At 56.1% G+C, this 18500-nt stretch carries 15 protein-coding genes and 1 pseudogene; 15 read left to right on the forward strand and 1 reads right to left on the reverse strand.

The features are described from left to right. The first annotated feature begins 231 nt into the window (after window positions 1–231). Both BLV85_RS11760 and BLV85_RS11765 read left to right on the forward strand, forming a co-directional pair. Window positions 232–759, forward strand: a complete 528-nt coding sequence (locus tag BLV85_RS11760) for an REP-associated tyrosine transposase (RefSeq protein WP_090415387.1) — start codon at window positions 232–234, stop codon at window positions 757–759. Between the two features lie 178 nt (window positions 760–937). Next, entirely contained in the window at window positions 938–4165 is a 3228-nt protein-coding gene (locus tag BLV85_RS11765; protein WP_090415390.1) for a type I restriction endonuclease subunit R, read from the forward strand. 299 nt (window positions 4166–4464) lie between these two features. Here BLV85_RS11765 and BLV85_RS11770 read toward each other — a convergent pair whose 3' ends face one another. Continuing rightward, the gene (locus tag BLV85_RS11770; RefSeq protein WP_176974028.1) at window positions 4465–5118 is read right to left on the reverse strand and encodes a transposase; all 654 of its coding nucleotides are present in this window, start codon (window positions 5116–5118) and stop codon (window positions 4465–4467) included. A gap of 232 nt (window positions 5119–5350) precedes the next feature. On the opposite strand from BLV85_RS11770, the gene BLV85_RS11780 reads away from it, so the two are divergent. The 13 genes and pseudogenes from BLV85_RS11780 (at window position 5351) to BLV85_RS11840 (ending at window position 18136) form a co-directional block, all read left to right on the forward strand. Next, entirely contained in the window at window positions 5351–5653 is a 303-nt protein-coding gene (locus BLV85_RS11780; protein ID WP_090415397.1) for a type II toxin-antitoxin system HigB family toxin, read from the forward strand. A gap of 8 nt (window positions 5654–5661) precedes the next feature. Beyond that, a complete protein-coding gene (locus BLV85_RS11785) occupies window positions 5662–6042 on the forward strand; it encodes a helix-turn-helix domain-containing protein (protein ID WP_090415400.1) in 381 nt (126 codons plus the stop codon). Between the two features lie 637 nt (window positions 6043–6679). Further along, entirely contained in the window at window positions 6680–8539 is a 1860-nt protein-coding gene (locus tag BLV85_RS11790; RefSeq protein WP_176974029.1) for an alpha-amylase family glycosyl hydrolase, read from the forward strand. Between the two features lie 142 nt (window positions 8540–8681). Continuing rightward, the gene (locus BLV85_RS11795; RefSeq protein WP_090415406.1) at window positions 8682–10067 is read left to right on the forward strand and encodes a V-type ATP synthase subunit B; all 1386 of its coding nucleotides are present in this window, start codon (window positions 8682–8684) and stop codon (window positions 10065–10067) included. A 3-nt stretch (window positions 10068–10070) separates the two neighbouring features. Further along, window positions 10071–10670, forward strand: coding sequence for a V-type ATP synthase subunit D (locus BLV85_RS11800; protein WP_090415408.1), 600 nt, complete (start codon window positions 10071–10073; stop codon window positions 10668–10670). 62 nt (window positions 10671–10732) lie between these two features. After that, window positions 10733–12535: a V-type ATP synthase subunit I gene (locus tag BLV85_RS11805; protein WP_090415410.1), complete on the forward strand. Its 1803-nt coding sequence runs from the start codon at window positions 10733–10735 to the stop codon at window positions 12533–12535. Beyond that, window positions 12528–12974, forward strand: coding sequence for an ATP synthase subunit C (locus tag BLV85_RS11810; protein WP_090415413.1), 447 nt, complete (start codon window positions 12528–12530; stop codon window positions 12972–12974). The genes BLV85_RS11805 and BLV85_RS11810 overlap by 8 nt, the downstream gene beginning before the upstream one ends. 15 nt (window positions 12975–12989) lie before the next feature. Beyond that, a complete protein-coding gene (locus BLV85_RS11815; protein WP_218132829.1) occupies window positions 12990–13688 on the forward strand; it encodes a hypothetical protein in 699 nt (232 codons plus the stop codon). Then, entirely contained in the window at window positions 13685–14386 is a 702-nt protein-coding gene (locus BLV85_RS11820) for a hypothetical protein (RefSeq protein ID WP_090415415.1), read from the forward strand. Before BLV85_RS11815 ends, BLV85_RS11820 begins: the two co-directional genes overlap by 4 nt. A 9-nt stretch (window positions 14387–14395) precedes the next feature. Beyond that, window positions 14396–16177 (forward strand): V-type ATP synthase subunit A, encoded by a 1782-nt coding sequence (locus BLV85_RS11825; protein ID WP_090415417.1) that lies wholly within the window; start codon window positions 14396–14398, stop codon window positions 16175–16177. A gap of 274 nt (window positions 16178–16451) precedes the next feature. Continuing rightward, window positions 16452–16712: pseudogene (locus BLV85_RS15980) on the forward strand (glycosyl hydrolase 108 family protein); the annotation flags it as partial. 20 nt (window positions 16713–16732) lie between these two features. Continuing rightward, window positions 16733–17074, forward strand: coding sequence for a peptidoglycan-binding domain-containing protein (locus tag BLV85_RS15720; RefSeq protein WP_090415421.1), 342 nt, complete (start codon window positions 16733–16735; stop codon window positions 17072–17074). Window positions 17075–17473: 399 nt separating this feature from the next. Beyond that, window positions 17474–18136: a peroxiredoxin gene (locus BLV85_RS11840; protein ID WP_090415423.1), complete on the forward strand. Its 663-nt coding sequence runs from the start codon at window positions 17474–17476 to the stop codon at window positions 18134–18136. The last annotated feature ends 364 nt before the right edge of the window (window positions 18137–18500 follow it).

Consider the following 18500-nt stretch of genomic DNA (forward strand, 5'->3'; position numbering starts at 1 on the left):
TGCTGCATAACAACATGCCGTTTGATGGTGACAAGTTTTTCAAAATAAAGGGCGCTAATATGTAAATTTTGCTTGACTGAAGACAGAGTATCTACGTGCTATAAAGATGGCGAATTGGCGGAATCGGCAACTACTAAGGATTTTTTAATAGTTCGCCAGGAGGGTAGGGTGTGGTGAGGTACGAACCGCACCGGATGGGTTATTGTTGCGAATAACAAGGAGGTTTTGGCCATGCCGAATTATCGCAGGCCTGATACAACAGGTGCATGCTGGTTTTTTACCGTTAATCTGGCCAAACGCAGGGAGCAGCATTTACTGATAGAACGCATCGAGTTGCTTCGAGATGTGATGCGGAGAGTGAAACGTGATCATCCGTTCCGCATTGATGCAATGGTGGTGCTACCGGAGCATTTGCATGCTATATGGATACTGCCCCCCGATGATGCCGATTTTAAAACCCGCTGGGCATTGATCAAGGCAGGTTTTTCGCGGGGTATTCCTCGCACCGAGGAACGGTCTGCAAGTCGCCGAAGTCGCGGCGAACGTGGGATTTGGCAGCGACGGTATTGGGAGCATCAGATCCGTGATGAGGATGATTTTCGGCGGCATGTGGATTATATCCACTGGAACCCGGTCAAGCACGGCTGGGTGTCCCGTGTGGTAGATTGGCGATGGTCGACGTTTCATCGGTATGTTGATTTGGGGATTTATCCGCCGGATTGGGCTTATCTGCCTGATGAGCGGCCATGGGGAGAATGATGTGATGGTGGGGTTTCGGTGCGGTTCGCAGGCTCACCGCACCCTACGGTGTTTCGTGGGTAGGGTGTGGTGAGGTACGAACCGCACCGGGTGGTGGGTGCAAGATTCCGGTGCGGTTCGCGGGGCTCACCGCACCCTACGGTGATTGGATTGGTGTGGGGGGGTGCAAGGAAACGGGATGGGTAAATTCACCGAAGAGAAGCTGGAACAGGCCATCATCGCCCTGCTGGGGGAGCAGGGCTATCCTCACGTGTTTGGCGAATCCCTGGCGCGTGCCCCCGGCGAGGTGCTGCTGAAGGATGAGCTGCGTGCTTATCTGGCCGCCCGCTATGCCGAACAGGGGATCACCGAGGAGGAGATCGCGGCGGTGATCCGTACACTGGAGCGCCCTCCCGCCTCGGATCTCTATGACTCCAACCGACAGCTCCACCACATGGTGGCCGACGGCCTGCTGCTCAAGCGCGAGGATCGTAGTCAGAAAGACCTCTATATCCAGTTGATCGACTACAGCGGCCTGCCGCTGCAACGCCCGCCCCGTGCCGAGGAGCTGACCACTGTGGTGGCCGAGGAGGCCGCCGCCTACCGGGATGGCAACCGCTACCAGCTGGTCAGCCAGATGGTCATCGAGGGGCTGGAAAAGCGCATCCCTGATGCGATCCTTTACATCAATGGCCTGCCGCTGGTGGTGTTCGAGTTCAAGAGCGCGATCCGCGAAGAGGCCACCATCCACGATGCCTACAAGCAGCTCACCATCCGCTATGCGCGGGATATCCCGGAGCTGATGAAGTACAACGCCCTGTGTGTGATCTCCGATGGGGTCAACTCGCGCATGGGCTCGCTGTTCGCCCCCTATGACTACTTCTACACCTGGCGCAAGGTGAGCGGTGAGGAGAGCATCGAGCAGGACGGCATTAACGCGCTGCATACCATGATCGAGGGGCTGTTCGAGCCGGGACGGCTGCGCGAGGTGTTGCGCCACTTTATCTACTTCCCCGATACCTCGCGCCACGAGCAGAAGGTGGTGTGCCGCTATCCACAGTATTACGCCGCCACCAAGCTCTATCGGCATATCCTGGCCCACCGCAAGCTGCCCGATGGCTCGGGGGGCGATGGCAAGGGCGGTACCTATTTCGGGGCCACCGGCTGCGGCAAGAGCTACACCATGCTGTTTCTCACCCGCCTGCTGATGAAGAGCCTGGAGCTGGCCAGCCCGACCATCGTGTTGATCACCGACCGCACCGATCTGGACGACCAGCTTGCCGCCCAGTTCACCAATGCCAAGCACTATATCGGTGACCAGACGGTGATCAGCGTGGAGAGCCGCGCCCAGTTGCGCGAGCTGCTCAAGGGGCGTACCAGCGGCGGGGTATTCCTCACCACCATCCACAAGTTCACCGAAGACACCGAGCTGCTGACCGACCGCTGCAATGTGATCTGCATCTCCGATGAGGCCCACCGCAGCCAGGTGAACCTGGACCAAAAGGTGCGGGTGACCGAAAACGGGGTGCAGCGCACTTACGGCTTTGCCAAATACCTGCACGACTCGCTGCCCAATGCTACCTATGTGGGCTTTACCGGCACCCCCATCGACGCCACGCTGGAGGTGTTCGGCCCGGTGGTAGACGCCTACACCATGACCGAATCGGTGAAGGACGAGATCACCGTGCGCATCGTCTACGAGGGCCGTGCCGCCAAGGTGTTGCTGGACAACAGCAAGCTTAAGGAGATCGAGGACTACTACGCCCGCTGCGCCGAGCAGGGGGCTAGCGACTACCAGATCGAGGAGAGCAAGAAGGCCAACGCCCAGATGAACGCGATCCTGGGCGATCCGGATCGCATCCGGGCGCTGGCTATCGATTTTGTGCACCACTACGAGCGGCGGGTGGAGGAGGGGGCTACCTTGCAGGGTAAGGCGATGTTTGTGTGCAGCAAGCGTGAGATTGCCTATGCCTTCTGGCAGGAGGTGATCGCGTTGCGTCCCCAGTGGAATGAGATCCGCGCCTGTGCCGAGGGCTCCGAGCTGAGCGAACGCGAGCAGCAGGAGATCAAGCCCATCGAGCGCATCAAGCTGATCATGACCCGTGGCAAGGACGACCCCAAGCCCCTCTACGACATGCTGGGCACCCCGGAATACCGTAAGGAGCTGGATCGGCAATTCAAGAACCCCAAGTCCAACTTCAAGATCGCCATCGTGGTGGACATGTGGCTGACCGGCTTCGATGTGCCCTTTCTGGATACCATCTACATCGACAAGCCGATCCAGCGCCACAACCTGATCCAGACCATCTCGCGGGTCAACCGCAAGTTCGAGGGCAAGGAGAAGGGGCTGGTGGTGGACTACATCGGCATCAAGAAGCAGATGAACCTCGCCCTGGCCCACTACAACCAGGCTGACCAGCAGAACTTCGAGGAGATCGGCCAGTCGATCATCGTGGTGAAGGATCACCTCGACCTGCTGGGCAAGCTGTTCCACCACTTCGATGCGCGGCCCTACTTCGCGGGCAGCCCGGTGGAACGGCTCGATTGCCTGAACCGCGCTGCCGAATACGTGCAGCTCACCCAAAAGACCGAAAAGCGCTTCATGCACCTGGTCAAGCGGCTCAAGGCCGCCTATGACATTTGCAGCGGCTCCGAGGGGCTGAGCCAGGACGAGCGTGACCGCATCCACTTCTACCTGGCGGTGCGCTCCATCGTCTTCAAGCTGACCAAGGAGCTGGCCCCCGACACCGCGCAGATGAACGCCAGGGTACGCGAGATGATCACCGAGGCCCTGCAAAGCAACGGGGTGGAGGAGATCCTGCGCATGGGCGAGGATCAGGCCGACCACATCGACATCTTCGATGACGACTACCTGGCCAAGATCGAGAAGATCAAACTGCCCAATACCAAGATCAAGCTGCTGCAACAGCTACTGGCCAAGGCCATCGACGACTTCAAGAAGGTCAACAAAAACCGGGGGATCGACTTTGCCGAGCGCTTCAAGTCTCTGGTGGACAAGTACAACGAGCGCAAGGAAGACGACGTGCTGGTCAGCAACGTGCTGGAAGACTTCACCGTGGAGATCATCGACCTGATCCACGCCCTCAAGCAGGAACAGGACTCCTTTGCCGACCTGGGGATCGACCTGGAAGAAAAGGCCTTTTACGACATCCTCAAGGGCCTGGCGCAGAAGTACGACTTCACCTACCCCGAAGACAAGCTCCTGGTACTGGCCAAGGCCGTGAAAGATGTGGTGGACGACAAGGCCAAATACACCGACTGGAGCCAGCGCGATGACATCAAGGCCGAGCTCAAGGTGGATCTGATCCTGCTATTGGGCAAGCACGGCTACCCGCCAGTGGATAGGGATGAGGTATACAAGGAGATCTTCGAGCAGGCGGAGAATTTCAAGAAGTACCGGAGGTGAGAGAATTGCTGCCAAATAACCGGCATGTCAGTGCAGCCTGGTCTTTGAAAGTGGGGATGTATTCACAGGCTCATGAATGCGTATAGGAAAAATAAACCACCTTTTTCATAAGTTTTGAATGTACTGAAAGATGGCTCAATTGTCAAACACTGTGATAATCGATCGAAAAATGACTATATTCCGGTTCAGTTAAAACGAAAAGTCAAAGATTTTGCCGCATTTTAGCGCTTTAGGCGAAAGACGCCCATGGGGAAAGGTCAGCGCAGTCAGGAAGTGCACTGAAAAAGATGAGACTGGGATCAGGTTGGCCCGAAAGGATCAAAGATTTGCGCAGGTGCTTTGGGTTGCGCTCGGGAGGATAAGCCAAGATGGTCAAGAATTTTAGTGATCACGCTGGACTCCAGGATGGCGGCAATGATTTTCATTTTTCCGTCACACTGCGGGCAGTGTTCGATATCGATATCGATATCGATATCGAATACCCGCTTGAGCAAACGCACCCAACTGATGCGTACCGAGGCTGGAAACGGTGGCGCATCGTCAGCCGTATCGGATACATTGCTTTTGCTTTTCTTGCCGCCAGGAATGATTTCGCTGCGCAGTTTGGCGTTCGGCGCAAGTATGCCATGGAATCGAATGAGGTTAAGCCTTGGCCGGGGAACCAACGCGGCCAGTCGTTGCATGAACTCCAGTGGCGACAGGACGATGTGGGTCGTACCATCCCGATAAGGCGTTTTCAGCGTTAACACCACTTGCCCTTCTTTATTGCGCGCCAGCCTTTCATCGGCAATCGCGGGCCGGGCGATATAGCGGCACAGGCGTTCCAGCTTGCCACGCTGGTTCATGGCGCAACGTACCCCGGCATGCAGGCTGAAGCCGTGTGCATTGGCACAGCATGCATCAACAGACCGCGGTATTGCGCTTTGTGCAGGAGCAGTTCTCAACGTCAGCACTTTTTGTCCTATCCGGGGGCCAAGTGCAATCCGATAGGTACAGGCTGCCGATTGTAAAGGCGCCAAGTGACAAGGAGATTGTACATATTACCCGGGTTAACGCGCCAGCACTCGACCCTACTGATGAGGGAGGGCAGGCGCAGGCCTGTTCTCTACTCTACCCTTTTAAAAAGCAAAGCGTTCTCGCGTCCTTGAGGTTGTATAAGTCCCTGTATGGGACTATAATGCAGTCATGCGCATTATCGCTCTATCAACGCTGAGAAAATTCTGGGAAAGCTCGTCTTCCTGTGCGGATTCCATCGAGCCAGGAATGGCTTGGTATCGAGAGACCCTGAAGGCTGATTGGTCCACTCCCAATGATGTAAAAGCTCAATTTTCCAGCGCCAGTATTCTGCGAGATGGCCGCGTCGTTTTTAACATCGCCGGGAACAAGTATCGCCTGGTGGTATGGATCAACTACGCCTACCGTGTCGTGTACATCCGATTCATCGGGACTCACACGCAGTATGACGAAATTGATGCTCAGACAATTTGAGGTGATCTATGGAAATTCGTCCCATCAAAACCGAAGCTGACTACGAGGCAACCCTCAAGGAAATTGAAGGCCTCATGTCCGCTGCGGCTGACTCGCCCGAAGGGGATCGGCTGGATGTGCTCGTGACGCTGGTGGAGGCCTACGAACGGGATCACTATCCAATGGATTTCCCAGATCCGGTAGAGGCCATCAAGTTCCGAATGGAGCAGCAGGGTCTTACCGTTGAAGACCTTGTTCCGGTCATTGGCCGCAAGAATCGGGTCTATGAAATCTTGGCTCGGAAACGGCCTCTGACACTCCGCATGATCGAAGGGCTGCACGAGACATTTGCGATCCCAGCAGAAAGCCTGTTGAAGCACCGTTCTCACCGTGGCCGTCATGTTGCGTAGTGCCGGAGAGTTGGCGGCTAATCGGGTAGCTGAGGGTATCTAACCCTCAGACCGGGTCATCGGTGGCAGTCACCCGCCACCGATTCCCACAGAACGTAGCGTGCGGATTTCCCGCAGCACGACGGGGCCACACGACGGGGCCAGGTCTATAATGATGAACTCTTATCCTCGCAAATAACAACCCAATCATTACACTTATTTTGTTTCGCGACCCATAGGTACCCAGACTCAACAACAGTCGCTTTCTCGTCTTGCCAAGTTCGCATCCCAAAGAGCTCTCGTGCCACCTTGATCACAAACACTGAACAACAGGGGGCGCGTACCCTGATGTGTGTTGGCTCAGCTTTGAAAAGCGCAATCCGGATGCCGGGGGGTTAACGCACGCCGAAGGCAACACAGGAGCAATTGGGTTATTTTTAACAGGCTTGACGGTGGGTGATAAATATGCTTTGCACCTTGCCAAGTGTTGCTATACTTTTGCCATGCTTACCTGCACCGAGCGGGCGGATCAGTCCGGGCTGGATGAGCGGTTTTTTTCGATTGTGAGCAGTCTATGCTCAGGCTGTTCGCCACAAATGCCCGGTTGCTGAGAACCTGGTGGTGCAGGGGTTTCAATCCGACTGCCCAGGAGGTTTCCATGATCGACCTCAACCAGCTTGGCGCCCATACCGACCCGGATGGACGGCTGCGGCTTGCGATTCTGCTGCCCCATATCACACCCGACAAAGGCTACCGGCTATTTGCCGACATCATCCACAGCATCGATCAGTTTGATCCGGATGTGCCCGCCAGCATTGCTGAACTCAGCTTTGCAGGTGGCGGCTACGGTCTGTGGCAGTTTGATGGCGAGCTGGCCGCCCTGGCACGGCATGGCCACTTTGGCGAGAGCGGCCGTTATGTCTACCGTTACCGGCTGGCGCGCCATGGCCAGATTCGTGTGCCTTGGTTTGCCGATCCGTACGCGACATTGAGCTGCGTGGGCACCCTGAGCGCTTTCGACCTCCCTTCAGATCCCTTCTCAAGCTGGACCGATGCCGATTTCCGGGTGCCGGCCATCGATGATTTGATCGCTTACGAGCTGATGGTGGATGACTTCGCCAACGACTTCGATGGCGTCATCGATCGCCTGCCTTATCTCAAAGGGTTGGGTATCAACTGCATCGAGCTGATGCCGGTCACGAATGTGCCCGAGCCCTATCGCTGGGGGTATATGCCGCTCAGTCACTTTGCCATTGAAGAGCGTTACGGCGGCGGTGCGCGTCTGGCCGCACTGGTGGATGCTTGTCATGCCGAAGGCATCGCAGTGATCCATGATGCCGTTTATGCCCATATGCATGAGGAGTTCTGCTACCGCAAGGTGTATGAGGCCACCGGTGAGCCCAATCCGATGATTGGTCCCTTCGCTGAAACTATGTTTGGCATCGGAACCGATTTTCACAAACCCCTGGCATACGATTACTTTGCTGCCGTCAACCGCTATTTCATCGAGACTTTGCATCTGGATGGTTTCCGCTATGACTATGTGCCTGGCATTTACGATGGCCCCAATGGTGTCGGGTATGCGCGGCTGGTCTACGACACTTATCAGGCGAGCAAGTCGATGCCTCGTTTCCAGCGCCCCGGTGGCCACAGCGGTATCATTCAGGCTGCGGAGTATCTGGACCGGCCCAAGGCGGTTTTGCGCGAGACATACACGACCGCCAGCAAACGCTGGTGGCCGATGTTGAAGGCCCAGGACATGGTCCGGGCCGAACCCGGTCCGGTTCCTGAAGGGTTGATTCACGATTTGCTGCTGATTGATTCGGCCGATCCCTGGCCGGTGCAATACAGTCATCCAGTCAACGGCGATACCTTCCCGGTGGCCGCCTTGCAGTTTGTCGAATCGCATGACAAGAGCCGGCTCATGTATTTGATGAGTGGCGAGCACAGTCCCTGGCACGGTGGTTTTGACCTGTTCGACCGCGATCGCAGCCGCTGGTACCGGCTGCAGCCGTTTGCCATTGCGCTCATGACTGCGCTGGGTGTGCCGTTGCTATGGCAGGGTCAGGAATTCGGTGAGGTTTATGGCAAGCATGACGATGGCGGTTCCCGAGTGCTGGCCGCCCGGCCGCTGCACTGGAATTTTTTCTATGAGACGGGCGGCCGCACCTTGACCAATCTCTATCGCCGTCTGGGCCGGTTGCGCCACCGCTACCAGTGTTTGCGCAGCCGCCAATCCTGGTATTACCCTGACCGTTCCGACTTGGGGCGTGGCCTGGTCGCCTATCTTCGCAGTCCGGATGACCCGGCCTTGCCGGCAGCGATGGTGCTGATCAATTTTGGCGCTGTGGCAGGCACGCTCCAGGTGCCGTTCCCATATCCTGGCCGCTGGCTTGACTGTCTGCATGGCGCTTCCGAGCAGGACGCCTGGCCACTCGATCTCGCGGCCCATGCCACCGATGTTGCCATGACCATCCCCTCCAACTATGGAAGAATACTGATCGGCGAACGCGATTAGTCGAATTTTTCGGCGCCATGAAAGGGTATCGATAGCTGCCGGACCGGTGGGATCTTTCGGTACAGCGTGGTATCCAGGCTTGCATAATCATGCCCAAGCATGAAGAATAGTAAACAAAAACCAACCAAGCGAGCCCATAATTATGACCCAAACCTTGATTCGCTCTTCCCGGGTGCTGGAGATAATCGGAGATATCATGCGTATTCGTCTGGGAGCGATCGAAGGCGTGCGTACGGGATTGGCCCGCTTTGGCGATCTGGCGGCGGTGCGGAATATCGATGGGCGGCGCTCGCTGGCCCAGGTGATCGGGCTGGATCGCGATGTGGTGACCCTGCAGGTCTTTTCCGGCACCAAAGGGCTTTCCACCCAGGCTTCGGTGCATTTTCTGGGGCATCCCATGCAGGCGATCTATTCGCCTAATATCCTTGGGAGAGTGTTCGGTGGAGCGGGTGAGCCGCTCGATGGCGGGCCGGATCTCTCCGCTGACCCGCATGTCGAGATCGGTGGTCCTGCGGTCAACCCGATGCGCCGCTTGCTGGCCTCGCGCATGATCCGTACCGATGTGCCAATGATCGATGTATTCAATTGCCTGGTGGAAAGCCAGAAAATCCCGATATTTTCGGTCGCCGGCGAACCTTATAACAGCTTCCTCGCCCGCGTCGGGATTCAGGCGGATGCTGATGTAGTGGTCTTTGGCGGCATGGGGCTGATCTTCGATGACTATCACCTGTTTCGTACCGCGTTTGAGGATGCGGGGGTGTTTGGCCGCACGGTCATGTTCATCAATCAGGCTTCCGATCCGGTCGTCGAGCGCCTGCTGGTGCCTGATATGGCGCTGGCGGTGGCCGAACGGTTTGCGGTCGAGGAGAGCAAACGGGTGCTGGTGCTGCTGACCGATATGACCGCTTTCGCTGATGCCATGAAGGAAGTGGGCGTGGCGATGGATCAAGTGCCCTCCAATCGAGGCTATATGGGCGATCTCTACTCTCAACTGGCGCGGCGCTATGAGAAGGCCTGCGATTTCAAGGGCGCTGGCTCGGTGACCATTCTTTCAGTCACGACCATGCCCAGCGGTGACGTGACCCACCCGGTGCCGGACAATACCGGCTATATTACCGAGGGCCAGTTTTATCTGCATCATGGTGTATTGGACCCATTCGGTTCGTTGTCACGACTCAAGCAGCATGTGATCGGCAAAGTCACCCGTGATGATCACGCGCAAATCATGAACACCATGATCCGTTTCTATTCCGAGGCCTGTGATGCGCGCCAGAAGCAGGCCATGGCATTTGAATTGTCTGCGCACGATCATCGCCTGTTGAAATTCGGCGAGCGGTTCCGGGAGCGTTTTATGAAAATCGAAGTATCGATGACACTCGAGAAAGCTTTGGATCTCAGTTGGCAAACCCTTGCCGAATGCTTCGAGCCAGAGCAGTTGTTGATGAAGCAGGCATTGATCGACAAATATTATCCACGTAACGATCAGCCCGTTAAAGTGCCAGCCCCGGCTGATAACTTACAGGGATAGCCTGTGGCCCGTCTTGCCCTGAGCAAAGCTTCGCTACACAAAGAGGCGCGCCAGCTCGCGATCTATCAGCGCTTCTTGCCATCGTTGGATCTCAAGCGCAAACAACTGATCGCCGAGCGCAGCAAGGCGCGGCAGGCGCTGCATGAAACACAAGCACGCCTGACTGCATTGCAGCACACCGTGAGCAGCGAATTGCCCATGCTGGCCGATCACGAGGTGGGGCTGGAAGAGCTGGTGACCCTGCAGCGCACGGAGTTGGCCGAGGAAAATCTGCTGGGCACACGCCTGCCGGTATTGCGCAGCGTACAGATCACCCAGCGCGTTTACTCTTTTCTGATCCGGCCGCACTGGGTGGATCGGTTGCAAGCACTCATGGCCGAGGCACTAACGCTACGAGTGCGCATGCAGGTGCAGCAGGAACGCTTGCGCCGCCTGGATAAGGCCGTGCAGAAAATCACCCAGCGGGTCAATCTGTTTGACAAGGTTCTGATTCCGCGTACCCGCGAGAATATCCGAAAGATCGGCATTTTTCTGGCTGACGGGGAGCGTGCCGCAGTGGTGCGCGCCAAGCTCGCCAAGTCACGGCATCTTGATCGTGGCTAGCATGGGCCGGCCGTATTTGTGATCGTTTTGTTGTTGAAAACCAGCTAAATGGGCTCTAATCAATGAGTATCGTCAAACTATTGCGTATCACCCTATGTGGCATGGTGGCGGAGAAACGAACGGTGCTTGATCGTCTGCAGCATCTTGGCTGTCTGCACCTGAATCCGCTGCGGACCGGCGAGCCGGGTAGCGAGACAGCCAGCAACCGCCCCGAAGCGGCTTACCGTGCGCTACGTTATTTGGGCGATGCACCGGTCAAGCGATTGCAGGTACGCAAGGATCCAGACTTCGATATGGATAAAGTGGTGGCTGAAGTGGAGGAAAATCGCCTGGCACTGATTGCCGCCCAGCATCGCCAGGAAGAGCTAGAGGTGCATATCCGGCTGCAAGCGCCCTGGGGAGATTTCAAACCGCCCAAGGCGGATGAAATAGGGGGGTACAAGCTTTGGTATTATCTGGTGCCTATCTATCAGATAGACCGGATTTCGAAGGATCTGGTCTACGAGATTGTGCAACGCGATAACCGCTATGCCTATGTGGTGGTTATCGGTAAACAGCCACCCGCCTCGGGGCAGATGCCGGTGCCGCGCAGCGCGGTGGGGCACCGTTCGCTTTCCAGCCTGCATCACTTGCTGGAACGCAATAGCCAGCATATCGAGGAACTGAACTTCGAACGCCACAGCCTGACCCGCTGGATTTTTCTGATGAGCCAGCATTTGGCTCGTGCCGAAGATCAATCAGCATTGCGGCATGCGGCCGATACCAGTCTGGAAGAAGATTGCTTGTTTGTGGTCCAGGGCTGGGTTGCGGTACCTCGTCTGGCCGCGATTCAGACTTTTGCCGACCAAAATCATCTGGCGCTGCTGACTGAGGAGCCTACATACGAAGATCGTCCTCCAACCTTGCTCAGCAATCCCCAGGCTTTGTCCGGTGGGGAGGAGTTGGTAAGTTTCTTTCAGACACCGGGCTATCGTGACTGGGATCCTTCACGTGTCTTGTTTCTTTCCTTCGCATTGTTTTTTGCGATGATCATGGCCGATGCAGGCTACGCCATGCTGCTGGGGGTGGGTTTACTGGCCGGTTGGCGTCGTCTCGGCCGCAGTCATGGGGGACGAAGGTTACGTCATCTCGTCGGCGCTACCTTGGGAATGGCCATTGGCTATGGAGTGCTGGTAGGCAGCTATTTTGGGTTGACTCCTGCTGAGGGCAGTCTGCTGTCGGAAATGCACCGGCTGGATATCAACGATACTGACATGATGATAACGATCGCGGTAATAATCGGGGTACTACACCTCATGCTCGCCAATGGCCTCAAAGCAGTCTATCACTGGGGCCATCACAGCGCGCTGGTAGCGGTAGGCTGGAATATCATTCTGTTGGGTGGAGCATTGCTGGGATCGGTAAAAGCCGAAGTATTGCCCGTATCGCTGGATGCAGCCGGTTGGTCAGGCATGGTCATAGGCGCGCTAATAGTGGTTTTTTATGGGAGCAGCCGACCGGTACATACGCTGAAAGATATGCTGCTGCGTTTGCTGGGTGGCCTTTATGTCTTCACTAACATTACCAAGGTCTTCGGCGATGTGCTCAGCTACATGCGTCTGTTTGCACTGGGCCTGGCCAGCGCTTCGTTGGCATTGACGTTTAATCAGCTCTCAAATCAAGTGATGGAGGCGATGCCGGGATTGGGCGTGCTGCTGGGAATCCTGATATTACTGCTTGGCCATACCCTCAACTTGGCCCTGGCGATCATGAGCGGTGTCGTGCATGGCCTGCGTCTCAATTTTATCGAGTTCTACAACTGGGGCCTGTCGGATGAGGGCTACCCTTTCCGCGCGTTTGAGAAAAAGGAGATTCAACATGAATGAATGGGTGCTGATATTGGGGTGGCTGGGTCTGTATGCGCCCATGGCCCTGGGTGCGGTCGGGAGCATCATCGGTTGCGCGATAGCCGGACAGGCCGCCATCGGGGCGATGATGGAGACCGAAGGGGGGCATGGCAAGTACCTCAGTGTCTCGGCCATGCCTTCTTCGCAGATCATCTACGGCATCGTGGTGATGTTTACACTCAATCGCGAGCTGAACGGGGCCAATGCGGCGGGGATTTTTGGGATTGGATTATTGGCCGGGGTCGCGCTGCTGGTCAGTGCGGTCTATCAGGGACGCTCCTGTGCCGCCGCGATCAATGCCGCCAAGGCCAAGCCCGAGATTTTTGGCTTATCCCTGGCACCGGCCGCGATTGTCGAAGGCTTCGCCGTGTTTGCCTTCATCTTTGCGCTGGTGATCAGTGCGGGTATTCCAGATTGATCAGGAGGACGTGCGATGGCAAACCATAATGCGGGGATGGCAGGCAAGGTGTCGTCAGGTGTCGAGCAACTCATCACCCGCTTGCGAGAAGAAGGCGTGCAGCAGGGACGCGAGGAGGCGCAACGTATCGTCGAGGATGCCGAACGTCGTGCCACCTGGTTGACGAATCAGGCGCGCGCGCAGGCTGAGGAAATGTTGATCAAGGCGAGGGACGAAGCGGAACGGCTGCGTCGTTCCGGTGAAGAAGCCTTGCAGATTGCTGCGCGCGATGCGGTGCTGAATATGAAGGGATTTCTCGGTGAGCGTTTTGCGATTGAAGTGCGGCGCCTGATTGGCGAGCAACTGCGCGATGAGGCGCTGTTGCGCGAGATGATCCTGACCATCGCCGGACGCGTACGCGAAGACATGGGGCTAGATCAGGTCGAGCAAATCGAAGTGTTGTTGCCACGCGATGTGATCGGTTTGGATGAATTGCGCCGTCATCCTGAAACGCTCAAGGAAGGCAGTCTGAGTCACTTCGTGCTGGCGATCGCGCAATCGTTGCTGCGCGAGGGTGTGACTTTCAATCATACGCCCGTGGATCAGCGTGGCATCACGCTGCGCCTGACCGGGCAAGACCTGGAAGTGGAACTGACGGATGAGGCGATTGCCAGGCTGTTGCTGGCCCACCTTCAGCCACGTTTCCGCGCTTTGCTGGAAGGAATCGTACGGTGATCACAGGGGATGCCACCCGTTATACGCTCTTGCTGAGCAGCCTTCCGTACTTGCCGCCGCCGTTGAGTCAGCAGCGTTTTATTCCGCCCACCCGGATTCAGATCGGCAAGGCGCTGGCATTGCTGAGCGAAGAAGATGCGCAGCGCATGCAGCGTATCCATGCCGTGATTCACTGGAGCCACTTACCGTTGGCGCGCGATGACGCGACCATGATTGACCAAGTGAATAAACTCATGGCAGGTGAGAAAAGTTTATTTCTACGCGAGTTGATGCTGGACCGGCTGGAACTGCGCACGCTGATCGCCGCGCTGCGCCGCCGTGAACTGGACAGGAAGCCCCAACCCGGTGAACCCTGGGCGATCAGCCGATACACTGGGCATATTCTCGCCAATTGGCACGATCCGGCTTTCGGGCTTGGCCATCTGTTCGGCTGGCTGAATGAAGCAGCGCGCTTGTTGCATCAAGGCGATAGTCTGGCGCTCGATCGCCTGTTGATGCGTGAATCCTGGCGGCGCCTGCAACGCGTGGATGATCGCCATGATTTTGGCTTCGATGCAGTGGTATTGTATATGATGCGCTGGAATATTCTCGACCGGTTCAGTCGCCAGCATGAAGGCATTGCGGTCAGTCGCTTTGAATCGATGGTGAACGATACGCTCGCCGATCATAAGCTTGTTTTCGAATCAGCAGGAGCCTAGTTAACAAACATGTCCAAGGTTGTGGTGACCAGTATTTTAGGGGATATCGTTGGCATCGAAGCCTTGCTTGAACAGGGCGAGCATGCCCCGCTGATGAAGAATGAAGTAGTCTATTTATGTCCCGCCAGTGGCGAGCGGCTGGAAGCCGAATTGCTCAAGGTGCGAGGCAATCAGGCCACCGTACAGGTATTTGAAGACACCCGCGGCCTGGCAGTGGGCGATACGGTTGAATTGACGGGCGAGATGCTTTCGGTGGAGCTGGGGCCGGGCTTGCTGGCCCAAGTCTATGATGGTCTGCAAAATCCGCTGGCGGCAGTGGCCGATCGCTATGGTACTTTTCTGCCACGCGGCGCTGAGGTCGATGGCCTGGACCGCCGCCGGAAATGGTCTTTTGTGCCGGTGGTCGATGCCGGGGTGAGGTTGCGTGCCGGGCAGACTTTGGGAACAGTGCAGGAAGGCAATTTTACCCATCGCATCATGATTCCTTTCGATCAACGAGGCGAAGTCGAGGTGACCTGGATTCAGCAAGGCAATTTCACTGTGGATACCCCGGTTGCGCGCATTCGCGACGAGCAGGGCCGGGAGCGGGCCGTGACGATGCTGCAACGCTGGCCGGTGCGCCGCCCGCTTCCCGGATATCTGCTACGCAATCGCCTGTCGCAGCGCTGCTATCCCGAGCAGCCGTTGATTACCACCCTGCGTTTGATCGATACCTTTTTCCCCATCGCCCTGGGTGGCACAGCCTGCATTCCCGGTCCCTTCGGCGCGGGTAAAACAGTCTTGCAGAATTTGATCAGCCGTTACTCGGCGGTGGATGTGGTGATCGTGGTCGCTTGCGGGGAGCGTGCTGGTGAGGTGGTCGAGACCATACATGAATTTCCCAAGCTGATCGACCCCAAGACAGGCGGTTCGCTGATGGACCGCACGGTAATTGTCTGCAACACTTCCTCGATGCCGGTGGCTGCCCGCGAAGCTTCGATTTATACCGGCATTACCCTGGGAGAGTATTACCGGCAAATGGGTTATCACGTCATGCTGATCGCCGATTCCACTTCGCGCTGGGCGCAGGCAATGCGCGAGACTTCCGGCCGGATGGAGGAGATTCCAGGCGAAGAAGCTTTTCCCGCCTATCTGGATTCAGCCATCCGCAGCGTTTACGAGCGTGCCGGCGTGATCCGCAACAGCGACGGCAGTGAGGGCAGCCTGACGATCATCGGTACAGTTTCACCCGCTGGTGGGAATTTCGAGGAACCTGTCACCCAGTCCACACTGGCTACGGTCAAGGCCTTTCTCGGTCTGTCCGCCGACCGTGCCTACAAACGTTTCTATCCTTCGGTGGATCCGTTGCTTTCCTGGTCACGCTATCTCAACCAGTTGCGCAATTGGTACGAACAGCAAATCACGCCCGGCTGGGTTGCGCGCGTTGAGCATATGCTGGCGTTGTTGCGCAAGGGAGACGAAGTGCTGCAAATGATGCAAGTGACCGGGGAGGAAGGCATCACGCTGGAGGACTATTACACCTATCAGAAGGCCTTGTTTCTGGACATGGTTTATTTGCAGCAGGACGCCTTCGATCCGGTCGATGTTTCGGTGCCCCTGGCGCGGCAACGCAAGTGTTTTGACCTGATCTGCGCCATCGTCGATAAAGAATACGAAATGGACGACAAACAGGCAGTGCGCGATTATTTTATGCGGCTGACCAGTCTGTTCAAGAATCTCAACTATGCCCGTGAAGATTCGCCAGATTACCAGCGCTATTGGGAAGAACTGCACAAGCTGACAAATGTGTAGCTGAAAATTCCTATTTTAAGCCTATCTCCTCAACACCATAAAAAGCAATCATTTTTTGCCACAGGCGTAGAGTGCACTTGTGCACCGGTTTCTGCAAGTCGCGGAAGTGGTGCGGCAATCCAGCCCAACGGCCAGACGAGTCTCGAACGGTCAATTAATTTCATCGCGTGACGATAGATGTAATATTCCAATCGAGTCAGCGGCGGGCAGCTATCGGAAAAGGTGTTCGGAGCCGGCAGCTGACATACCAATACATATCAAGGAGGGCGGGGGCATGCAAGACAATTTTTTGAATGCACTGGAACATGTATTGGCGCATGAAGGCGGATGGGCCGATCATCCCAGGGATCCTGGCGGGGCCACGATGAAAGGGGTCACGCTGGCTGTCTACCAGCGCTATTTTGGTGCCGATAAGGACAAAGCAGCGCTGCGTGCAATCAGCGATGCCGAGCTGCAACATGTTTATCGCACGGGCTATTGGGAAAAATGCCGCTGTGATGAACTGCCCAATGGTGTTGATTATGCGGTCTTTGACGCGGCAGTCAATTTGAGGAGATGTGTGATCATCGGCTCGCTTTTTTGCATGGCCTCTCGACCTGGGATGTGTTTGGCAAAGGCTGGGCGCGCAGGGTGGAGGGTGTGCGCAGCACCGCATTGGTCATGGCTTCGGGTGGCGAGTTGGTGGCACAAACACCCTCTGTTGATTATAAAATCATTCAACGGGGCTCACGCGGCGAATGGGTGAAACGCCTCCAGCGCGCGCTGGGCATCCAGGTGGATGGAAAATTCGGCCCAGCTACCGAGGCCGCCGTGAAAGCGTGGCAGGCAGAAAATGGATTGGAAGTAGATGGTATCGCAGGCCGGAATACCTATCGATCGCTCGGGTTGCTGGCCTGATCGCAGTTCCGGTTGCAACAGAGAACAGAAGTGGAGCCGGAACTGCCATAAATTCAGTGTATTATTTCAAATACCTGAGTTTTCCAGGTTATTAGGAGCCGTGAAGAAATAAGTGTGACAATTGGGCGTGTCTGGCGGGATGCAATGCAAGGCGAGAGGAGGAGTCATAGCAAGGCTATGGCGACGACGAGTAACGCCGCAGTGCGCCCGCCAGATACGATCCAAATGTCACAGTTATTTATGAGCGACTCCTTAGCCACAAGCTGGGGGATGAAGTTATATTTGAAGCCCCGTTTTCTATTTGACGCTGCATGCGATGATTGTTAACTTTGCCGTCATTGACAGCCAATACCAGGTTGATCAAACTTGTTTACAAATCCTACAATTTGGAGAAACGACATGTCATTAAGAATTAACGATATCGCGCCGGACTTTACCGCCAATACCACGATGGGTACCATCCGTTTTCATGAATGGATCGGTGATCAATGGGCAATATTGTTTTCACACCCCAAGGACTACACGCCAGTCTGCACCACTGAGCTGGGTTATATGGCTGGACTGGCATCCGAATTCGCCAAGCGCAACTGCAAGATCATTGGGCTGAGTGTAGACCCATTGGATAGCCACAGCGGCTGGCTCAAGGATATCGAGGAAACACAGGGGCATGCGGTCAACTATCCGCTGATCGCGGATACGGATCTGACGGTTGCAAAACTTTATAATATGCTGCCGGCGGATGAAGAGGGTTCCGCCGAAGGCCGCACAGCCGTAACCAATGCCACGGTGCGTTCGGTATTCATCATTGGCCCCGATAAACGCATCAAACTGATGCTGACCTATCCCATGACGACCGGGCGCAATTTCGATGAAATACTGCGGGTGCTGGACTCCATGCAGCTGACCGCGCAGCACAAGGTCGCAACACCCGTCAACTGGAAGCGGGGAGAGGATGTGATTATTGTCCCCTCGGTTTCGGATGATGAAGCCAAGCAGATGTTTCCGCAAGGCTGGGAAACGATCAAGCCCTATTTGCGTAAAGTCAAACAGCCGGGTTCCTGAGATTCATTGTTGCCACGAATGTAGGGCGCGCTTGCGCACCGTCCGGCTGGCGTTAAATTACGGTGGCCGGGGGAGCTCTGGCTCCACGATTTTCAGTTTTATGAATGATGAACCTGCACCCCGGCAATCCAGCCCAGCATCAAACTGATTATGATGCTGGGCTGGATTGCACTCCGTCCCTTGATTGGGATCTTGTACAGATCATAGAAGCTGTTTGGAAATACCTGTTTTATATCAAACGCCTCAATATGATGCGCATGGTAAATTTGTTCGGCTCGTCAGCAGAATCTGTGGGCGACATCCGGTTCAGGTAGCGCGCCAAGTGCATGATATAATGCGATTTCTGCGCCATGAAAGGTTCGAA

Origin of the sequence: Nitrosomonas halophila, assembly GCF_900107165.1 — a bacterium.
GTDB classification, from domain to species: domain Bacteria; phylum Pseudomonadota; class Gammaproteobacteria; order Burkholderiales; family Nitrosomonadaceae; genus Nitrosomonas; species Nitrosomonas halophila.

Excerpts from the sequence above, each read along its gene's own strand:
- BLV85_RS11805 (WP_090415410.1), top strand. The coding sequence starts at position 10,733 with ATGAGTATCGTCAAACTATTGCGTATCACCCTATGTGGCATGGTGGCG.
- BLV85_RS11765 (WP_090415390.1), top strand. The coding sequence starts at position 938 with ATGGGTAAATTCACCGAAGAGAAGCTGGAACAGGCCATCATCGCCCTG.
- BLV85_RS11760 (WP_090415387.1), top strand. The coding sequence starts at position 232 with ATGCCGAATTATCGCAGGCCTGATACAACAGGTGCATGCTGGTTTTTT.
- BLV85_RS11840 (WP_090415423.1), top strand. The coding sequence starts at position 17,474 with ATGTCATTAAGAATTAACGATATCGCGCCGGACTTTACCGCCAATACC.
- BLV85_RS11795 (WP_090415406.1), top strand. The coding sequence starts at position 8,682 with ATGACCCAAACCTTGATTCGCTCTTCCCGGGTGCTGGAGATAATCGGA.
- BLV85_RS15720 (WP_090415421.1), top strand. The coding sequence starts at position 16,733 with ATGTGTGATCATCGGCTCGCTTTTTTGCATGGCCTCTCGACCTGGGAT.
- BLV85_RS11790 (WP_176974029.1), top strand. The coding sequence starts at position 6,680 with ATGATCGACCTCAACCAGCTTGGCGCCCATACCGACCCGGATGGACGG.
- BLV85_RS11780 (WP_090415397.1), top strand. The coding sequence starts at position 5,351 with ATGCGCATTATCGCTCTATCAACGCTGAGAAAATTCTGGGAAAGCTCG.
- BLV85_RS11785 (WP_090415400.1), top strand. The coding sequence starts at position 5,662 with ATGGAAATTCGTCCCATCAAAACCGAAGCTGACTACGAGGCAACCCTC.
- BLV85_RS11825 (WP_090415417.1), top strand. The coding sequence starts at position 14,396 with ATGTCCAAGGTTGTGGTGACCAGTATTTTAGGGGATATCGTTGGCATC.
- BLV85_RS11815 (WP_218132829.1), top strand. The coding sequence starts at position 12,990 with ATGGCAAACCATAATGCGGGGATGGCAGGCAAGGTGTCGTCAGGTGTC.
- BLV85_RS11810 (WP_090415413.1), top strand. The coding sequence starts at position 12,528 with ATGAATGAATGGGTGCTGATATTGGGGTGGCTGGGTCTGTATGCGCCC.